Here is an 18300-nt window from a genome sequence, read left to right on the forward strand (position 1 = left end):
ACCTAGCTTTTTGTTAAAGAGCCTATTTTGATAGGTTTTATGATGTATATTTTTGTAGCCATTGATCCAGTTCTTTAGCAAATAATTGCCTGTCTTGTGTATTCATACTGTCTGGACCATTTGTATGGATCCCACTGGCGCGTAAGGTGTCCATAAAATCCCGCATCATTAATTTTTCTTTAATGTTTTCTTTTGTCAATGATGCCCCCCTAGGTGTTAAAACAACGGCATTTTTTGTTAATGCTTCATCTGCTAAGGGGATATCAGAAGTAATGACTAAATCAGAAGGTGATAGTTTTTCTATAATTGTGTTATCTGCTATATCAAAACCTTTAGCAACTTGTTGGAGCCTAATATAGGGTGAATTTGGCAGAGTTAAAAAACTGTTTGCGACAAACGTAACCATTGTTTTTGTTCGAGGTGCGGCACGAAATAAAATTTCTTTTATAACCTTAGGGCAAGCATCTGCATCTACCCAAATTTGAGGCATGTCATCTCCAGTGGTTTTTTTGTAAAAGTTTATATCAAATTAAAAACAGAGTGTTTTTCAACCCTCTGTTCAATTTTTTTCAACCAAATTCGTTAAAATAAAGAACCCCTAATATTGTCTACAGCTTGTTCTGTATGATTTTTAGCTGGTGTTTGTGAGCCACTACCTTCTGTTCTATTTTGTGTGGCTGGCGTATTGTTACCACTATTTGCTGGCTCCCCACCTTCTGGTGAGCCAGTTGAGCCACCAAAGTTAGGTTGGAATGTACCACCATTTGTCGTTAGATCAGGATTGTTTGTATCAATCTCATCTTCGGGTACATCCTTAGCTGAGCGATTGTCTAATGCCAGGTTAGGGTTGGTGCTTTGAAACTCTTGATAAAAATATTCCCCACCATTTCTGACCACTCCTTTGGGCATAGGCACATCAACAATAGGTTTGCCTTTGAGTGCGCTTCTCATATAGTCAATCCATACTGGTAATGCGGCTGTACCACCAAAACCTAAACGCCCCAAACTTCTTGGTCGATCATAGCCAACATAGACAGCGGCAACTAAGTCAGGGTTATAACCCACAAACCAAGCATCTTTATGATCATTGGTAGTACCGGTTTTCCCTGCGATATCACTTCTACCCAAAGCAGAAGCTCTTGCGGCTGTCCCTCTGCGGGTAATGTCTTTCATAATATTGTACATAATGAACGCATTTCTTGGATCTATCACCAATTTTGCACCATCTCCAACAGCAGAGGGTTTGGTTTGCGCTTTTAAATTGCCAGAGCCATCATAAATACGGTCAATGAAGTAAGAGTGTACACGGTAACCGCCATTAGCAAATACCGCATAACCTTCAGCCATTTGTAATGGTGTGGTTTCTCCAGAACCCAAAGCAATGGTTAAAGAGTTTGGAATTTTTGCAGGTTGGAAGCCAAAACGAGTCACATATTGGCGCCCATAATCTAAGCCCACAGTCATTAGAATTCTGATTGAAACCATGTTCTTAGAAGCAACAAGGGCTTGATGCAAACTGATATAACCAGCAAAACGACCATCTGAGTTTTTTGGTTCCCACGCTTTACCACGGGGCCCCATTCCAGGAATGGAAATGGGCGCGTCATTAATTGGTGTGGCTGCCGTTAAGCCACGTTCAATACCCGCAGAATAAATAAAGGGTTTAAAAGTTGAACCTGGCTGGCGCCATGCTTGAATAGCACGGTTAAAGCTTTTATGATTAAAATCAAAACCACCAACAACGGCTCTTAAAGCACCCGTATGTGTATCCATCGAAACAAGTGCGCCTTCTACCTCTGGAATTTGTACGATTTTCCATTTGTCATTTTTGTCTTGTTGAACACGAATCACCGCACCTGGTTGAATTTGTTTGTCTTTCATCCGACTATTGTTGATTGCTCTTTTTGCCAGATTTAAACCAGAGCCTGTAATCGTTTCAATTTTGTCTCCGCGCATATACACTTCAACACTGTTGTTTGATGCTTTTAAAACAACCGCAACGAGCATATTATCTGTGTCAAACAAGCTTTCCATTGCTGTATCTAATGCTTCATACAGGTTTTTCTGATCCAATTTGCTTAAATCAATATAAGCTTCTGCGCCACGATAAGCTTGATAGCGATCATAAGCCAATAGCCCATTACGAAGTGCCTCAGTTGCTGCTTGCTGTTCTTGACTGTTAATGGTTGTATACACCTTAAAGCCTTGTGTATAAGCATTTTCACCATATTTGTCATACATGGCTTGTCTGGCCATTTCTCCCACATATAAGGCTGATTGATCAAGGTCCAATTTTGCTTTTTGATAATGCAACTCAGTATTGATTGCTTCGTCATATTGAGCTTGCGTGATCATGCCCAATTCTTTCATATTGCCCAGAATGTATTTTTGTCTTTCTTTTGCTCTTTTGGGATTTACTATTGGGTTAAATGCAGAAGGCGCTTTGGGCAGTCCTGCTAACATGCTGGCTTCTGCTAAAGACAGATTTGCAACAGGTTTACCAAAATAGGCCTGTGATGCAGCGGCAAAACCATAAGCACGTTGCCCAAGATAAATTTGGTTAAAGTACAACTCCAAAATTTCGTTTTTATTCAAGTTTTGTTCAATTTTATAGGCCAACAGCGCTTCATTGAATTTACGCGTGACTGAGCGCTCACTGGATAAAAAGAAGTTTTTTGCAACTTGTTGAGTAATCGTGCTTGCGCCAGAGATAGGTTGGCCGGTCAGGTTGCCAAGTACCGCACGACCTAAACCAATCACATCAACACCCCAATGATCATAAAACCGTTTATCTTCTGCTGCTAAAACAGCATTTTTCAAAATTTGGGGAAAGTCTTCTATTTTGGTGAAGGATCGCCTTTCTTCTCCATATTCATTGATTAATTTGCCATCAGCAGTATAAATTCTTAAGGGGACTTTAGGTCGATAATTGGTGACCACATCCAAACTTGGTAGTTTGGGATAAGTGACCATAACGGCAATGCCGAGTACCCCCGCAAAAAGGATACAAAAACCTAAAAATAGACCAAAAAGCGTTGTAAAAATACGTTTAAACATGTTCAGCTTCTAAAAAATAGTAAAATAATGGAACTTACTCTTGCCTAAAGTATAAAGATAAAGCTACCTTACGCCAAATGTAAATTTAATTATATATGTGGGTTAACTAAATTTAACCGAAGAATTTTAACTTAGGACAAACTCAGATGGCTTTCAAAAAACGTACTCCAAAAGGAGGAGGGAGCACTAGCGTAGCGACTCGTCAGGGTAGTGCCTTAGTCGGGGTTGATATCAGTAATAGTGCGGTAAAAATGGTACAACTTTCCCAAAAGGGGAAAGGATATCACCTAGATGGCTACTCTATTGTTCCATTCCCAAAAGAATTAGTAGTCGATGGGCGTGTGGCGGATATTGATGCTTTAGCACAACATGTTCGTCAGGCATGGACGGCTCAAGGGGGAGGCACCAAATCTGTTGTGGCTGCTTTACCCAGCGCTATGGTCACTTTTAAAACTTTTACCCATCCAGCTGAAGACAGTAAAGGTTTAGAAGCTGCCGCTGAATTTGAAGCTTCACAACTTATTTCATTGGATGAAGTAAATTTAGATTTTCAAATCATTGGTGCCGCCAATAACATGCCTGATGAGGTTGAAGTGCTTTTATGTGCAGCCAGAAAAGAAGCCGTAGAGGAACGAGAGGCAATCGTTAATGAAGCAGGATTGTCATTATCTTTATTGGATGTGGATGCTTTTGCAACAGTGAATGCTGTAGAATTTATTTTATCTCAAGCGCAAAGATCATGGAGCAATCAAACTATTGCTGTGTTTGATATAGGTGCCACTAAAATGCAATGCCATGTCATGAGAAATGGTCGGCTTTTGTATTATAAAGATCAATCTGTCGGCGGTCATCAATTAAGTCGCGATATCCAGCGTCGTTATGGCATTACCTATGAAGAAGCCGATCAGGGTAAACGAACCAATAATTTACCTGCTGGTTATGAGGTGGATGTACGAAAACCATTTATTGATGGTTTGGTACAAGAAATACACCGCTCTTTACAATTTTTCTATTCAACTGTAAATGTTGCCCAATATCAACAAATCGATATGATTTTGTTGGCAGGTGGTACAGGGGCATTGCCTACATTGGAAGAAGCAGTGCAAGCAAAAACACAAATCAGTACAATGACTTTAAACCCATTTGCTAATATTTCCAGCAACAGTAATATCGCCTTAAAACAGCTGGTGCAAGATGCTCCTTCATTGTTGGTGGCATTTGGTTTGGCGTTAAGGAGGTTCGCATGATTCTGATCAATTTGCTTCCCTATCGGGAGCAGGCGCGGCAAGCTCAAGAAAAACAATTTATTCGGATGCTGGTGATTTCAGCTATTTTAGGTGTTGCTCTTTCAGTCTTGATCGCCATGGGAATTGAAAGTCAGGTATCAGGGCAAAAGTCCAGAGTTACTTTTTTAAAAAGTAAAGTGGATGAAGCAAAGAAGGAAATTGAAAGTGTGAAAACTCTGAAAGAAGAGAGAGATAGACTTTTAGATCGTAAGAAAAAAGTGGAAGAGTTGCAACGGGAACGTGGGCAGGTTGCAAAAATGTTGGATGATTTAACGGAGTTGATGCCAGATGGTGTTTATTTAACTTCACTAGTGGGGTCTGGTAATTCATATGTGTTAAATGGAGAAGCTGTTAGTGATAATCGTATTGCTATGTTAATGAGCAGTTTGCCTAGTACAGGGATTTTTTCTGTTCCAGAGTTAACAGGCATTAAGAAAAATCAAAATGTACAAGGTTTTTCTCTGAAAGCTAATTTGCTAGATGTTTTGCCTGAACAGTCAGAAGGAGAAACGGAATGAAAAATTTCGATCTAAGTCAGTTCAGTTTCAGTGAGGCATATAAACTTCCAGCCATGTTTAAAATGGCGATCTATGCGATTGTTGTGTTGGCTATTTTAGGTGTAGCTTATCTCTTTTATTTTTCTGGGCAATTAGGGGAGTTAGATAAGGCGAAAAAGCAAGAGTTAGAGATGAAGGAAGAATATAAAACTTTGGCTGTTCAAGCTGTGGCTTTACCATTATTAAAGAAGGAGTTGGAGCAAATTCAGGAATCTTTTGGGGTTTTATTAAAGCAATTGCCATCTGAAGTAGATATTCCTAATGTCTTACAAGAACTTCATCAAGCAGCTATGGCTAATGAAGTTGTTATGGACAGTATTACTCCTTTGGCACGGAAAGTGGATGGGCCTATTGAAACGGTGCCTTATAATATTACCGTTCAAGGTGGTTTTGAGCAATTGGCTAAATTTGTAAGTGATGTTGGTCAATTATCAAGAATTGTGACTTTAACTGATGTGAACCTTGCTCCGAATATAACCAAAGTAGAGAAAGATAAAAGCAAAAGTAATGATTTATTCACTTTGAAGGCTGTTGCAAATACTTATCGAGCATTAGACGATAGCAATAGCATGGAAGAAGGAGAATAAAATGAATAATTTGTTACTTAAATCAGTAAATTTTCGTTCTGTAGCTATTTTGTGTTTTTCTGTTGTTTTGGTGGGTTGTGGTGCAGAACATGATGATTTACGGTCGTGGGTAGCCACAACAAGAAGCGAAGCGACAGCCCCCGCTCAAGAATTAGCGGTTGTCGTACCATATACGCCATATAATCATAAAGTTTCAACTAAACTCAATGCTTTTGATGTAAGGCGGTTAACTTTGGCTAGGCAAACAAATACGGCCAGTGCGCCAGATTTAGATAGACCTAAAGAGGCATTGGAAAGCTTTGATCTGTCAGAAGTAGCAATGGTTGGCGCTATGGAAAAACAGGGAGTCATACAGGCGTTGGTAAAGGTTTCTGGTCGTGTGTATGCGGTTGGCATTGGAAATTATATGGGCCAAGATTTCGGGAAGGTAACAGCGATTACATCAGATGGGTTAACTCTAGAAGAAAAAGTAGAGGATACCGATGGTAATTGGATTACCCGTGAAACGCAAGTGTCTCTGACTGAAGCAAATTGATAAGAGTTTAAGGAATTGATTATGAAACAATTGAAAATATTATCCGGTATTGGTCTGACACTGGCTTTTAGTGGTGTGTGGGCAGCGGCGATTACTGATATTAGCGCAAGTAATGTAAGTGGTGATCAACATGTTGTGAAAATTACATTTGATGGCCCTGTGGCAAATCCTCTAAGTTTCTCTACAACAAACCCTCCACGTGTTGCGTTAGATTTTGCGGGTGCAAATGTTAAAATGACTAAACCACAGGTGAATTTAGGAGGGTCTTTAGTTCGATTTGCTACTGCGGTTGAAGGCGGTGGACGTGCACGTGTTTTGTTAAATTTAACAGAAAATGCAAATTACACAACGGAAGTACAAGGCAATACAGTTTTGGTCAAAGTTGGCACAAAAATAAATGTGGCATCTACTGATCGGGTTTCTACTAATGTTACAACAAATGCCATACAAGATGTACCTGTCAATTCGTCTATTGAAAATAATACTAAAGTTGATTTTCGTAGGGGGGAAAATGGCTCTGGTCGTTTGGAAATTGCATTACCTGCAAAAAATACACCTATTGACATAAACAGACAAGGTAATAAGGTTATTGTTAATTTAGATGGTGTTCAAATTCCAAGTCGTCAACAAAGAAAGCTTGATGTTGTCGATTTTGCGACACCTGTGAAGAGTGTTGATATTTTTAATAAAGGAAGAAGTGGGCAAATTGTACTTGAATCAACTGGTGGCTGGACGTTTACTTCTTTTCAAACAAACGATAAATTGGTTGTTGATGTTACTAAAGATGAAACAGTCTTTAAAGCAGGAGCCACTGAGGACAAACCAAATTATAGAGGTCAGAAACTTTCTTTAAATTTCCAAGATGTTGAAGTCAGAACAGTTCTACAAGTGATCGCAGAGTTTACTGGCTTTAATGTTGTAGTCAGTGATTCAGTTAATGGGAATATGACCTTGAGATTAAAAGATGTGCCTTGGGATCAGGCTCTTAATTTAATTTTGGAATCAAGAGATTTAGTACAACATAAAGAGAATAATGTTATCAGAATTGAGCCTCGCTCAGAATATACGGCTAGATTAGAAGCAAAACAAGTTGCTTATAAAAAGCAAAATGAAAATGGCGAGCTGGTTCAAGAAACATTCCGCTTAAGATATAAAGATGTGAAATCATTTGAAGATATTTTAAAAGGGCAAGGTGCAAATAAAGTTTCTCTTTTAACTGATAGAGGAACAGCCGTTATTGACTCCGGTACAAATACCTTGATTGTAAAGGATATTCGTCCTGTTTTAGAACAAATACGTGGTTTGATCGATCAACTGGATGTAGCTGCAAAACAAGTTATTATTGAAGCCAGAGTTGTGGAAGCCAAGGAAGGTTTTTCTCGTGACCTTGGTGTAAAATTTTCAGTTGCTGGTAACCATCGAAATAACTGGGTAAACAATACACTTGATAATAATGTTACCTCAGTTAATAATTTTGCTAAGGCAACAAAACCTGGGGATGATGGATTTAAATTTGGTCCTAATGTTGACTTAGGTGTGACTGGCGCAACAGGCCTATTCAGTATTTATCGTGCGACTGCTTCTATGGCTCTTGGTTTGGAGTTGAGTGCAATGCAAACTGAAACACAGGGAAAAGTTATTTCTAGTCCTCGGATATTAACTGCTGATCGTCAAGAAGCATATATTGAAGAAGGTACAGAAATTCCTTATCAGGAAGCTAGCTCTAGTGGCGCAACATCCACTTCGTTTAAAAAGGCTGTGATGAGTCTGAAAGTAACACCTCAAATTACACCAGATGGTAATGTAATCATGGATGTAGAGGTCAAAAAAGATTCTCCTCAAACTTCTGGTACTTCTGAACCCGCGATCTCTGTACAACGAGTGACAACAAAAGTTAGTGTTGAAGATGGTGGAACAGTAGTCATCGGTGGAATTTATGTTCAGGAACAGGAAAGCGGAGTAAACAAAATTCCTCTTCTTGGAGACATTCCAGTTATAGGAAGTTTGTTTAAATCGAAAACAAAAAGGAATGATAGACGAGAGCTTCTTGTTTTCTTAACACCCCGTGTTTTAGCAGATAAAGATAACCAAGTTCGTTATTAATTGATCAATTAATCAAGACAATAGTCGCTAATGTACGTTACAATGCCTGCCATGATAAATATGGCAGGCAATTTTTTTCTTATAGGCTTAATGGGGGCAGGGAAAACAACTGTGGGTAGACAGTTGGCCTTTCGTTTGGGTAAAGATTTTTATGATTCTGATCATGAAATTGTTGCCCGTACAGGTGTGCCTGTGACGACTATTTTCGAAATAGAAGGGGAAGAGCGTTTTAGAGCACGTGAAGCCCAAATGATTGCTGAGTTAACCCAAAAACAAAATATTGTTTTGGCAACCGGTGGTGGCGTTATCTTAAGAGAAGATAATCGTCGCGCATTGGCTCAAAATGGTACAGTTATTTATCTTCGAAGCAGTATTGATGCGATTTTAGAACGTACCCGTTATGATCGTACTCGACCTTTATTACAAACAGAAAATCCTAGAGCAAAACTAGAAGCTTTATTTAAACAAAGAGATCCTTTGTACCAAGAAATTGCCGATATTACCATTGATGCAAGTGAGTTATTTTTTTCAACACTTATGCGTAATTTGCTGTTAACAATTGAACAATATCCATCTTCATAACCATGATTACATTAACTGTTTCCACTCCTGATGCTTCTTACCCGATTTTTATTCAAGCCGGTAGCCTAAATACATTACATTATAGTTTGCAACCTTATTTGACCCATCAGTTAGCCATAGTCACAAATGAAACCATTGCACCGTTATATTTAAGAGCATTTGAATATGCATTGCAAAGTATGGGGGTTTCTTTTTTTAGCATTATTTTGCCTGATGGTGAGCAGTATAAGAATTGGGAAACACTTAATCTGATTTATGATGCTTTGTTGCGCAAAAAAGCGGAGCGTAATACGACCTTGGTTGCTTTAGGCGGAGGTGTGATTGGTGATATGGTTGGGTTTGCTGCTGCTACATACCAAAGGGGTGCGCCCTTCATTCAAGTGCCTACAACATTGCTCAGTCAAGTTGACTCATCTGTTGGTGGGAAAACAGCAATCAATCATCCTTTAGGTAAAAATATGATTGGGGCGTTTTATCAACCTAAAGCCGTATTGGTTGATATCAATACATTGAATACTTTACCAGATAGAGAGTTAAGTGCAGGATTAGCAGAAGTGATTAAGTATGCGCTTATAAAGGATGTGCAGTTTTTATCGTGGCTGGAAGACAATATGGACCTGTTATTAGCTAGAGATCAAAAAGCGCTCGCATATGCTATTCAAACCAGTTGTCACATGAAGGCGCAAGTAGTGGCTGAAGATGAAAAAGAGCATGGCGTTCGTGCATTATTAAATTTAGGACATACATTTGGTCATGCCATAGAAACCCAGATGGGATATGGGGTTTGGCTGCATGGAGAGGCTGTCGCCGCTGGTATCATGCTTGCTTGTAGGTTGTCTGAAAAATTGGGGTTTTTAGCAAATTCAGATTGTGTCAGGGTGAAAACGCTATTAACTAAAGCAAATTTACCTGTCCAAGCTCCTTCATTTGCTGTTAGTCAATGGTTGGAGCATATGAGTCATGATAAAAAAGTGGTTCAGGGAAATATACGTTTTGTTTTATTAAAATCTTTAGGATCGGGATTTGTCACCAGCCAAGTTAGCATATCAGATCTTGAGAGCGTTTTATCATCATAATAAATGAAAAAATAATATCAAAGGGGATAAGTACATGCATAAATTGGTTTTAGGTTTGTTATTTTTGTCATCACTGTGTGTGGCACAAGACAAGCAAATATTGACTTTCCCTATTGAGCCACAAGCAATTAAAGTTGATTTATCATGTGAGCCTAAACAAGATGAGTTATTTGGCGATAATATTTCTTATCAGCTAATAGGACAAAAACAATTGGGAGATAAGTTAAGTCAATTAATTTTAGATAATGCTCAAGAAGTGTTTGCTATTAGAACATGCCAAGAGTTTGATGATTTAACCAAACCTAATCCAGCAATATGGGTCATGAACAAGAAGCCCAATTATCCATTAGCGACACCCTCATTACCCTTTTACAATTTTAAGTTTCAGCAGCAGTATTGGTTGTTGGTGAAAGATATTGCCTTTTCAACTGAAAACCAGCCTATGTATCATGTGTTTGTTTGGCGCAAAGGACAGTGGCAGGAGCAAGAGGATTTTTTTAAGGATCTTGCTTTTTATGGATTTGAAGGAGACAATTTTATTTCGGGTTTTTATGAAGGAGCTTATTTTATGAAGCATACTTCTATTTTAGAAAAAGGCCATTTAACTCCCCTGAAAAAAGAAGTTTGGGTAAATGATCAATTGGTTAAGCCGTATGAACCTGATAATAGTGTGTTTGATCGGTAAAAATGAAGTGAATGATCAAGAGAGGGTTGTGCCCTCCTTATGATTTGGCATAAAGTTGTATTATTGAACGCTCCATAGGTATGCGTGGGGCATTTTGCTATTGATGACTTAAAAAGGAAAATCATGTTTGCTAAAAATGCTACATTGGCGTGTTATGACCCAGAAATTTCTACAGCTGTTGATTCAGAATACCACCGGCAAGAAGATCATGTAGAGCTGATTGCTTCAGAAAACTATGTCAGTTTTGCTGTAATGCAGGCACAAGGTTCTATTTTGACCAATAAATATGCAGAAGGGTATCCAAATAAACGTTACTACGGTGGTTGTGAGTATGTTGATCAGGTTGAACAGTTGGCAATTGACCGAGTAAAAAAATTATTTGGTGCCGAATACGCTAATGTGCAGCCTCACTCTGGTTCTCAGGCCAATCAAGGAGTTTATGTTTCTGTATTGCAGCCAGGGGATACTATTTTGGGTATGAGTTTGGCTCATGGTGGCCACTTAACTCATGGTGCCAGCGTGAATATTTCTGGCAAACTCTATAATGTTGTAGCCTATGGTTTGAATGAAAAAGAAGAGCTAGACTATGATGAAGTAGAACGTTTGGCTTTAGAACATAAACCAAAAATGATTGTTGCTGGTGCTTCGGCTTATTCATTGGTAATTGATTGGGCACGTTTTAGAGCAATTGCAGATAAAGTGGGGGCTTATTTATTTGTCGATATGGCTCACTATGCTGGGTTGATTGCTGCAGGAGAATACCCAAACCCCGTTCCCCATGCTCATTTTGTGACGACAACAACTCACAAAACATTAAGAGGGCCTCGTGGGGGTGTGATTTTGGCTAAAGCCGAGTTTGAGAAACAACTTAATTCTGCCATCTTCCCCTGTTTGCAAGGTGGTCCTTTAATGCATGTTATTGCAGCTAAAGCGGTTGCTTTTAAAGAAGCTTCATCTGCAGAATTTAAAGCGTACTCACAGCAAGTTAAGAAAAATGCACAGGTTTTGGCGCAAACGCTCACAAATAGAGGCTTACGTATTGTTTCTGGACGTACTGAAAGCCATGTGTTCTTGGTAGATTTACGCCCTAAGGGGATTACTGGGAAGTTGGCAGAAGAGGTTCTGGGTAAAGCACATATTACTGTGAATAAAAATGCGATTCCAAATGACCCAGAAAAACCTTTTGTGACTTCTGGTATCCGTTTGGGTACACCAGCAATCACCACTCGAGGCTTTCAAGAGCTTCATACAGAACAGTTAGGTAATTTAATTGCTGATGTATTGGAAAACCCAGAAGATGAAACAGTGCTAAACCGTGTAGCAAAAGAGGTTCAAGCATTATGTGCCCAATTGCCTGTTTATGAAAAATAAATAAATCGTTGAATATCAAAGGCCATCTTAACCTAAAGATGGCTTTTTTTTTGGGAAAAAAGCATCAAAAAAATGATTAAGTACTTGGAGATTAAAGAAATAATAATGAATTCTTATTGACCAAGGTCAAATTGGAGCATATAGTATCGGCTAAGTGGGTAAAAATGGGGAAAAGTGGAGAAAATTCCACGATATATTATGTTCGGTGGCGTCAGTATTTTGAGTGTTGACAATAAAGGTCGTTTAGCTGTACCAGCTAAACACCGCGAGGTATTGTTACGTCATTACTCCCCAACTTTGGTTGTGACGTTAGAATCGAATGACCATCTTTTGCTTTACCCAGAAAAGAGTTGGACTGTTGTACAAGAAAAATTGTTGAAGTTGCCTACAGGTAATCCCGTGCTTAAAGCCTACCAGCGTTTAGTATTAGGATATGCAGAAAGCCAAAATATGGATGGTTCAGGCAGGTTGTTGTTGCCAGCAGTATTGCGTGAATTAGTGGCTTTAAATAAAGAAGTGGCTTTGGTTGGTATGGGTAATCGGTTTGAGTTGTGGGATATAGAAAAATGGAAAACACAAACTCAAGAAGCTTTGGCTATTAGTCGAGATGATTTGGCAATGCACTTGGGAGAGTTTTCTTTGTGAGTTCATTGACTCATGTAACAGTATTGTTGCAAGAAGCTGTAACAGCATTGGCTATAAAGCCTGATGGCATTTATGTTGATGCCACGTTTGGGCGTGGAGGGCACAGTAGGTTGATCCTCCAAGCTTTAGGGCAAGATGGCAGATTAATTGTTTTTGATAAAGACCCAAGAGCCATAGACGTGGCGCAAAAATTGGCACAAGAAGATTCTAGGGTAACCGTGGTGCATCAGGGGTTTGGATATTTAAAAAAAGCATTAAATGAATTAGGGGTTGAACAACTGGATGGCGCTTTGTTTGATTTAGGTATTTCTTCTCCACAAATTGATGAAGCACAAAGAGGGTTCAGTTTTCGTTTTGATGCCCCATTAGATATGCGTATGGATACCAGTAAGGGGCAAACAGCGAAGGATTGGCTAAATGATGCGCCAGAACATGACATTCAAGAGGTAATAAAAAATTATGGTGAAGAGCGGTTTAGCCGCCAGATTGCAGCAGCCATTGTTGCGCGGCGTCAGCAAAAACCTATTGAGACAACGCTTGAGCTCAGTGAACTGGTGTCGCAAGTCGTCCGTACTCGCGAACGAGGGCAAAATCCAGCTACACGCACGTTCCAAGCGATAAGGATATTGATTAATAAAGAATTAGAAGAGTTAGAGCAGGTATTGCCACAAGTTTGCCGCATGTTAGCACCAAATGGGCGTTTGGCAATAATCAGCTTTCACTCGCTAGAAGATAGAATTGTAAAACAGTTTTTTAAAAAATACACCCAAGCACCCGTATTGCCAAAATGGGTATTGGTTAAAGAAAAGGATTTACCTGTTCCCCCTTTAAAATTAGAGGGAAAAGCACAAGAACCAACACAGCTAGAAGTGCAAAATAACCCTAGAGCAAGGTCTGCCAGATTGAGAGTGGTCTCTCGCACGACAGGAGCATGGGAAGATTAACCGATGAACAAGCTTAATGTGTTTTTACTTGTTTTAGTCATCATTTCAGCATTTGGTGTCGTTGTTTTACAAGATGAGGCAAAAAAAAATTTTATTGCTTTAGAACAGGCGCAAAAAGAGGCCAAACGTTTAGATGAAGAATATGCACAGCTTGTTTTAGTCCAAACAAGCCTTGCTAAACATGCCGTTGTAGAAGAGTTGGCAAAAAAACAGGGCTTATATGCGCCCAGTATTGATCAGATTAGTGTAATAGAACCGTAAAAGAATTGATATGATGATTAAAAGCCATTATCCCTCTGGGATGGCAACCCCAAATAAAGCAAAAGATCCTAACACACCAAATGGGCGTGTGGTATGGGTTTTGTTGTTTTTGGGGTTAGGCTTTATGGCTTTAATTGGAAGAGCCTTATACTTGCAAGTTAAACAGCAAGACTTTTTGCAAAGTCAGGCTAATATGCGTTTTGTTCGTGCTTTACCTATTCCTGCTACGCGTGGGCAAATAGTAGACCGAAATGGTACCGCATTGGCTTTAAGTGCGCCAACACGTAATGTATTTGCTACACCTTCTACCATGGATGATATTTCTGAAACAGAGTTAAAAGACTTGGCGCATTTACTGGGTGTATCAACTAAGGAGCTTAAAGCCAAGTTGGATCAGAAAACCCGAGGATTTATTTATCTAAAAAGGCAGCTGACACCAGATGTTGCTCAAAAGGTGAGAGAGCTTCGTATTAAGGGTATTGGTTTTGAACATGCGTCAAAACGTTATTATCCAATGAATGAAGTTTTTGCTCATGTTGTTGGTTTTACTGGGATGGATGGTAAGGGTCAAGAGGGGTTGGAGCTAGCACGCGAGCGAATATTATCTGGTGCAGATGGAAAACGGGTTGTTTTAAGAGACAATCATGGGAACATTATTGACGACTTGGCAGACCCTAGTGCTAAGCGGCCTAGTAATGGCAAAAACCTTGTTTTGTCTTTGGATCAAAGAATCCAATTGTTGGCACAAAATGAGTTAGCAAATGCCGTACAAAAAACACAAGCAAAAGCGGCAAGTGTGGTTGTGCTGGATGCCCAAACAGGAGAAGTCTTGGCGTTGGCAAATGTCCCCACATTTAATCCTAATGAAGTGAAAAAATCGACACCTGAAAGTAGGCGCAATAGAGCAGTTGTTGATATGTTTGAACCAGGTTCGACAATGAAGCCTATTCCTGTAGCTAAGGCATTGGACTCAGGAAAAGTGAACCCAAATATGGTTTTAAATACCAGCCCATATAATATTGGACCTGCGACAGTTAAAGATACACATTTATATCCAAGTCTAACTGTTGCTGGCATTATTCAAAAATCATCAAATGTTGGGTCCAGTAAACTTTCTGCAATGTTCCCTCCTGAGGAGATGTATTCCTTTTATCAATCTGTAGGAATTGGGCAACCAATGCATTCAGGTTTTCCTGGAGAGAGTTCTGGGCGTTTACGTAATTGGAAAAACTGGCGCCCTATTGAACAGGCAACAATGTCTTTTGGGTATGGTTTACAAGTAAATTTATTACAACTTGCTCGCGCATACACGATTTTTACAACCAATGGGGAACTTTTACCTGTTAGTTTTGTTAAGCAAGAAGGAAAACCACAAGGCACACAAATTATTAAACCTCAGACAGCACAGAATATGCGCGTGATGATGAAGGCTGTTACTGAGGTTGGTGGTACAGGCCGCCAAGCCAGTATTGAAGGATATGAAGTGGCAGGTAAATCAGGTACTGCAAGAAAATTAGTAAATGGACGTTATGCTTCTGATAAACATGTTGGCTTATTTGTTGGCTTTGCTCCTGCAAAAAACCCTAAGGTGATCGTGGCTGTGATGATTGATGAGCCAAAAGGTGCTTATTATGGTGGCGCCGTTGCAGGACCTGTGTTCAGTAGTATTGCCTCTGGCAGTTTGCGTATATTGGGTGTGGAGTCTGACCAGTCACCTAAAACGCCTTTGTTGCGTCAGGCAAGCAGTCAAAATAATGAAAGAGGTCAAACTTAAATGGATCATTCAATTGTACCTAATTCTTTAGATTGCGATTTTTTGAAACCATTTAAAGACAAATATCATCATCATATCAGTGCTGATAGTAGAAAAATTGATTCGGGATATGTTTTTCTTGCCTGTCAAGGAGAACATACCGATGGTCGAAGTTATATTGCTTCTGCAATTGAGCAAGGTGCTGATTGTGTTTTATGGGATGATGCAGATCAATTTCAATGGACATCAGACAAACAAATAGATAATTTACCGATTACGAATTTGAGTGAACGAGTAGGAGAAGTTGCTGCTTATTTTTTAGATGAGCCATCAAGACAGCTTAATGTAATTGGCGTAACGGGTACCAATGGTAAAACATCCATTACTCAATGGTTGGCACAAGCTTTGGATTTATTGCAAGAGCGTTGCGCCATTATTGGCACAGTAGGCAACGGTTTCTTTGACCAACTGCAAGATACAACACATACGACACCAGACGCAGTGACTGTCCAGCATTTGTTATCGGATTTTTCTAAAGAAGGCGCAAAGGCCATTGCTATGGAGGTATCTAGCCATGGTTTGGACCAATATCGTGTGAATGGCGTACATTTTAACAGTGCTATTTTCACCAATTTAACTCGAGATCATTTGGATTACCATGGCTCTTTTGAAGAATATGGTGAGGCAAAAAGCCGACTGTTTCTTTGGCCTGATTTGAAACATGCCATTATTAATGTGGATGATACTTTTGGGCAAAGCCTTTATAAGAGGTTATTGTTAGAAAAACCTAAACTAGAAGTTGTTTCTTATGGTTTTTCTGAAGATGCCAGTGTTCGCATCCTCAGTTTTAAAGCGTCTTTGGCAGGAATGAGCATCGATTTTCAAACGCCTTGGGGCAGTTGTACAATCAACACGACATTGCTGGGGCGTTTTAATGCTCAGAATTTAGCTGCAACATTGGCTGTATTATGTGCTCAAGGTTATTCTTTACAGAATGTTTGCCAGGTTTTACCCAAAATAAAACCTGCAACGGGACGTATGGATTGTTTAATCAATGATTCAAAACCTTTAGTGGTCATCGATTATGCTCATACGCCAGATGCATTAGAAAAAGCGTTGATTACCTTACAAGAAATTAAGCCAAATAACAGTAAGCTTTGGTGTGTTTTTGGTTGTGGTGGTAATCGAGATAAAGGCAAACGGCCACTTATGGGGGCTGTTGTGCAAAAGTATGCAGATTGTCCTGTCGTGACCAGTGATAACCCTAGGCTAGAAGAGCCTATTGCTATTATTCGTGATATTTTACCTGCTGTTCCTGAAGCCACTTTAATTGAAGTGGATAGAAAAAAAGCGATAGAAACGGTTATTAAGCTGGCCGCTGATCATGATATTATTTTAATCGCAGGTAAAGGACATGAAATTTACCAAGATATAGCTGGTATCAAACACCACTTTTCAGACTTCGAAATTGCTCAAGCGGCATTGGCAGGTAGGTAATGAATCTAGATCTCAACTTCATTTATCAAGCATTAGGTCAGGAAAAACCAATACAAAATAGTATTGTTCATGGCATCAGTACAGACAGCCGTAAGGTAACGGTAAACGATGTATTTTTTGCTTTAAAAGGTGCGCATTTTGATGGGCATCAGTTTGTTTCAGAAGTTTTGGCAAAAGGTGCTGTAGCGGCTGTTGTTTGTTGTGATTTTGAAATGGAAGACCCTCGTTTAATTAAAGTAGACGATACCTTACAGGCTTTAGGTACTTTAGCGCATCAATGGAGAAAATCGTTAAATTTAACCTTGTTAGGCATCACGGGTTCTAGCGGTAAGACCACTGTCAAAGAAATGGTTTTGTGTATTTTAAAAGAATTTGTACCCGTACAATCGGTTTTGGCAACGGAAGGCAATTTTAATAATGAAATTGGCTTACCCCTTACATTGCTAAAACTTACACCCGAGCATCGTTTTGCTGTCATTGAAATGGGTATGAATCATTTTGGCGAGTTGACTCGGCTCACTCAGATTGCACAACCAGATATTGCTTTGGTTAATAATGCACAACGAGCCCATATTGGTTGTGGATTTGACAGCGTTGCCGATATAGCAAAAGCAAAAAGTGAAATTTATATAGGGTTGTCTGAAAGTGGTGTGGGCATTTATCCTCAAGAAGATCAATATGCAAATATATTTAAAGCAGCCATTCACAGCCAATATTGTATGAGTTTTGGTGTAGAACATGGTGATGTTCATGCAAAAGCATTAACACTTGAGCCTTTAAGTAGCCAGTTTATACTCTGTACGCCAAAAGGAGAGCAAGACATCCATTTGCCTGTGGCGGGTAAACATAATGTCAGTAATGCGTGTGCTGCGTCTAGTCTGGCCTTGTGTGCTGATGTTCCGCTTGAAATCATCGCAAAGGCATTGGCAAACTTTCAAAATATCAAAGGTAGATTGCAACAAAAAACAGGGTATGCAGGATCTCGTATTATTGATGATACTTATAATGCTAACCCAGAGTCAGTTAGAGCAGCTATTGATGTTTTGAGTCGTTTTATGCCAAATAGAATATTGATTCTGGGCGACCTAGGCGAGTTGGGAGACAATGCCAAGGTGTTGCATCAGGAAATAGGGACATATGCAAAAAAAGCACAAGTAGATTATTTAATTACTTTAGGTGACTTAAGTGCGTCTGCTACAGTTGCTTTTGGGGAGCAAGCAAAACATTTTACTCAAATTGATGAGTTGGTATCTTATGTGAGGCCTTTACTGAGTCAAGACACTAATGTGCTTGTAAAGGGGTCACGTTTTATGAAAATGGAGCGAGTAGTGGACGCATTACTTGCCTGTAATTAAGGAGTT

General features: G+C 39.4%; 17 protein-coding genes. 15 read left to right on the forward strand and 2 right to left on the reverse strand.

Annotated elements, in window-relative coordinates; genetic code table 11:
- Positions 1-37: 37 nt before the first annotated feature.
- Positions 38-490: a YaiI/YqxD family protein gene (locus AADH04_RS07855; RefSeq protein WP_434779680.1), complete on the reverse strand. Its 453-nt coding sequence runs from the start codon at positions 488-490 to the stop codon at positions 38-40.
- A 92-nt stretch (positions 491-582) separates the two neighbouring features.
- Complete coding sequence (locus AADH04_RS07860; protein WP_434779681.1) at positions 583-3057, reverse strand: penicillin-binding protein 1A; 2475 nt, start codon at positions 3055-3057, stop codon at positions 583-585.
- 146 nt (positions 3058-3203) lie between these two features.
- Here AADH04_RS07860 and pilM point away from each other — a divergent pair, with 146 nt between their 5' ends.
- The 15 genes from pilM to AADH04_RS07935 all read left to right on the forward strand — a co-directional run bounded on the left by pilM (position 3204) and on the right by AADH04_RS07935 (position 18294).
- A complete protein-coding gene (gene pilM / locus AADH04_RS07865; protein ID WP_434779682.1) occupies positions 3204-4304 on the forward strand; it encodes a type IV pilus assembly protein PilM in 1101 nt (366 codons plus the stop codon).
- Positions 4301-4861 (forward strand): PilN domain-containing protein, encoded by a 561-nt coding sequence (locus AADH04_RS07870; protein ID WP_434779683.1) that lies wholly within the window; start codon positions 4301-4303, stop codon positions 4859-4861. The genes pilM and AADH04_RS07870 overlap by 4 nt, the downstream gene beginning before the upstream one ends.
- Entirely contained in the window at positions 4858-5487 is a 630-nt protein-coding gene (locus AADH04_RS07875) for a type 4a pilus biogenesis protein PilO (protein WP_434779684.1), read from the forward strand. The genes AADH04_RS07870 and AADH04_RS07875 overlap by 4 nt, the downstream gene beginning before the upstream one ends.
- A gap of 1 nt (position 5488) precedes the next feature.
- Complete coding sequence (locus tag AADH04_RS07880) at positions 5489-6022, forward strand: pilus assembly protein PilP (protein ID WP_434779685.1); 534 nt, start codon at positions 5489-5491, stop codon at positions 6020-6022.
- A gap of 21 nt (positions 6023-6043) precedes the next feature.
- Entirely contained in the window at positions 6044-8125 is a 2082-nt protein-coding gene (gene pilQ, locus AADH04_RS07885; RefSeq protein ID WP_434779686.1) for a type IV pilus secretin PilQ, read from the forward strand.
- A 42-nt stretch (positions 8126-8167) separates the two neighbouring features.
- Positions 8168-8707: a shikimate kinase AroK gene (aroK, locus tag AADH04_RS07890; RefSeq protein ID WP_434779687.1), complete on the forward strand. Its 540-nt coding sequence runs from the start codon at positions 8168-8170 to the stop codon at positions 8705-8707.
- Between the two features lie 2 nt (positions 8708-8709).
- Positions 8710-9783 carry a 3-dehydroquinate synthase gene (gene aroB, locus AADH04_RS07895; protein WP_434779688.1) on the forward strand — a complete coding sequence of 358 codons (1074 nt, stop codon included), beginning with the start codon at positions 8710-8712 and terminating at the stop codon, positions 9781-9783.
- Between the two features lie 34 nt (positions 9784-9817).
- Positions 9818-10468 (forward strand): hypothetical protein, encoded by a 651-nt coding sequence (locus AADH04_RS07900; protein WP_434779689.1) that lies wholly within the window; start codon positions 9818-9820, stop codon positions 10466-10468.
- A 123-nt stretch (positions 10469-10591) separates the two neighbouring features.
- On the forward strand, positions 10592-11839 hold the full coding sequence (gene glyA / locus AADH04_RS07905) for a serine hydroxymethyltransferase (protein WP_434779690.1): 1248 nt from the start codon (positions 10592-10594) through the stop codon (positions 11837-11839).
- Positions 11840-12037: 198 nt separating this feature from the next.
- Positions 12038-12484 (forward strand): division/cell wall cluster transcriptional repressor MraZ, encoded by a 447-nt coding sequence (gene mraZ / locus AADH04_RS07910; RefSeq protein ID WP_434779819.1) that lies wholly within the window; start codon positions 12038-12040, stop codon positions 12482-12484.
- Entirely contained in the window at positions 12481-13428 is a 948-nt protein-coding gene (rsmH, locus tag AADH04_RS07915; RefSeq protein ID WP_434779691.1) for a 16S rRNA (cytosine(1402)-N(4))-methyltransferase RsmH, read from the forward strand. The genes mraZ and rsmH overlap by 4 nt, the downstream gene beginning before the upstream one ends.
- 3 nt (positions 13429-13431) lie before the next feature.
- Positions 13432-13689: a cell division protein FtsL gene (gene ftsL, locus AADH04_RS07920; RefSeq protein WP_434779692.1), complete on the forward strand. Its 258-nt coding sequence runs from the start codon at positions 13432-13434 to the stop codon at positions 13687-13689.
- 10 nt (positions 13690-13699) lie between these two features.
- Positions 13700-15463: a peptidoglycan D,D-transpeptidase FtsI family protein gene (locus AADH04_RS07925; protein ID WP_434779693.1), complete on the forward strand. Its 1764-nt coding sequence runs from the start codon at positions 13700-13702 to the stop codon at positions 15461-15463.
- Positions 15464-16939, forward strand: coding sequence for a UDP-N-acetylmuramoyl-L-alanyl-D-glutamate--2,6-diaminopimelate ligase (locus AADH04_RS07930; protein WP_434779694.1), 1476 nt, complete (start codon positions 15464-15466; stop codon positions 16937-16939).
- Positions 16939-18294: a UDP-N-acetylmuramoyl-tripeptide--D-alanyl-D-alanine ligase gene (locus tag AADH04_RS07935; protein WP_434779695.1), complete on the forward strand. Its 1356-nt coding sequence runs from the start codon at positions 16939-16941 to the stop codon at positions 18292-18294. Before AADH04_RS07930 ends, AADH04_RS07935 begins: the two co-directional genes overlap by 1 nt.
- Positions 18295-18300: the final 6 nt, after the last annotated feature.

It is taken from the genome of Neisseria sp. Ec49-e6-T10 (assembly GCF_051132615.1).
GTDB lineage: Bacteria > Pseudomonadota > Gammaproteobacteria > Burkholderiales > Neisseriaceae.

Bases quoted from the DNA above. Each gene is read 5' to 3' on its own strand.
- AADH04_RS07855 (WP_434779680.1), bottom strand. From the start codon at position 490: ATGCCTCAAATTTGGGTAGATGCAGATGCTTGCCCTAAGGTTATAAAA.
- AADH04_RS07860 (WP_434779681.1), bottom strand. From the start codon at position 3,057: ATGTTTAAACGTATTTTTACAACGCTTTTTGGTCTATTTTTAGGTTTT.
- pilM (WP_434779682.1), top strand. From the start codon at position 3,204: ATGGCTTTCAAAAAACGTACTCCAAAAGGAGGAGGGAGCACTAGCGTA.
- AADH04_RS07870 (WP_434779683.1), top strand. From the start codon at position 4,301: ATGATTCTGATCAATTTGCTTCCCTATCGGGAGCAGGCGCGGCAAGCT.
- AADH04_RS07875 (WP_434779684.1), top strand. From the start codon at position 4,858: ATGAAAAATTTCGATCTAAGTCAGTTCAGTTTCAGTGAGGCATATAAA.
- AADH04_RS07880 (WP_434779685.1), top strand. From the start codon at position 5,489: ATGAATAATTTGTTACTTAAATCAGTAAATTTTCGTTCTGTAGCTATT.
- pilQ (WP_434779686.1), top strand. From the start codon at position 6,044: ATGAAACAATTGAAAATATTATCCGGTATTGGTCTGACACTGGCTTTT.
- aroK (WP_434779687.1), top strand. From the start codon at position 8,168: ATGCCTGCCATGATAAATATGGCAGGCAATTTTTTTCTTATAGGCTTA.
- aroB (WP_434779688.1), top strand. From the start codon at position 8,710: ATGATTACATTAACTGTTTCCACTCCTGATGCTTCTTACCCGATTTTT.
- AADH04_RS07900 (WP_434779689.1), top strand. From the start codon at position 9,818: ATGCATAAATTGGTTTTAGGTTTGTTATTTTTGTCATCACTGTGTGTG.
- glyA (WP_434779690.1), top strand. From the start codon at position 10,592: ATGTTTGCTAAAAATGCTACATTGGCGTGTTATGACCCAGAAATTTCT.
- mraZ (WP_434779819.1), top strand. From the start codon at position 12,038: ATGTTCGGTGGCGTCAGTATTTTGAGTGTTGACAATAAAGGTCGTTTA.
- ftsL (WP_434779692.1), top strand. From the start codon at position 13,432: ATGAACAAGCTTAATGTGTTTTTACTTGTTTTAGTCATCATTTCAGCA.
- AADH04_RS07925 (WP_434779693.1), top strand. From the start codon at position 13,700: ATGATGATTAAAAGCCATTATCCCTCTGGGATGGCAACCCCAAATAAA.
- AADH04_RS07930 (WP_434779694.1), top strand. From the start codon at position 15,464: ATGGATCATTCAATTGTACCTAATTCTTTAGATTGCGATTTTTTGAAA.
- AADH04_RS07935 (WP_434779695.1), top strand. From the start codon at position 16,939: ATGAATCTAGATCTCAACTTCATTTATCAAGCATTAGGTCAGGAAAAA.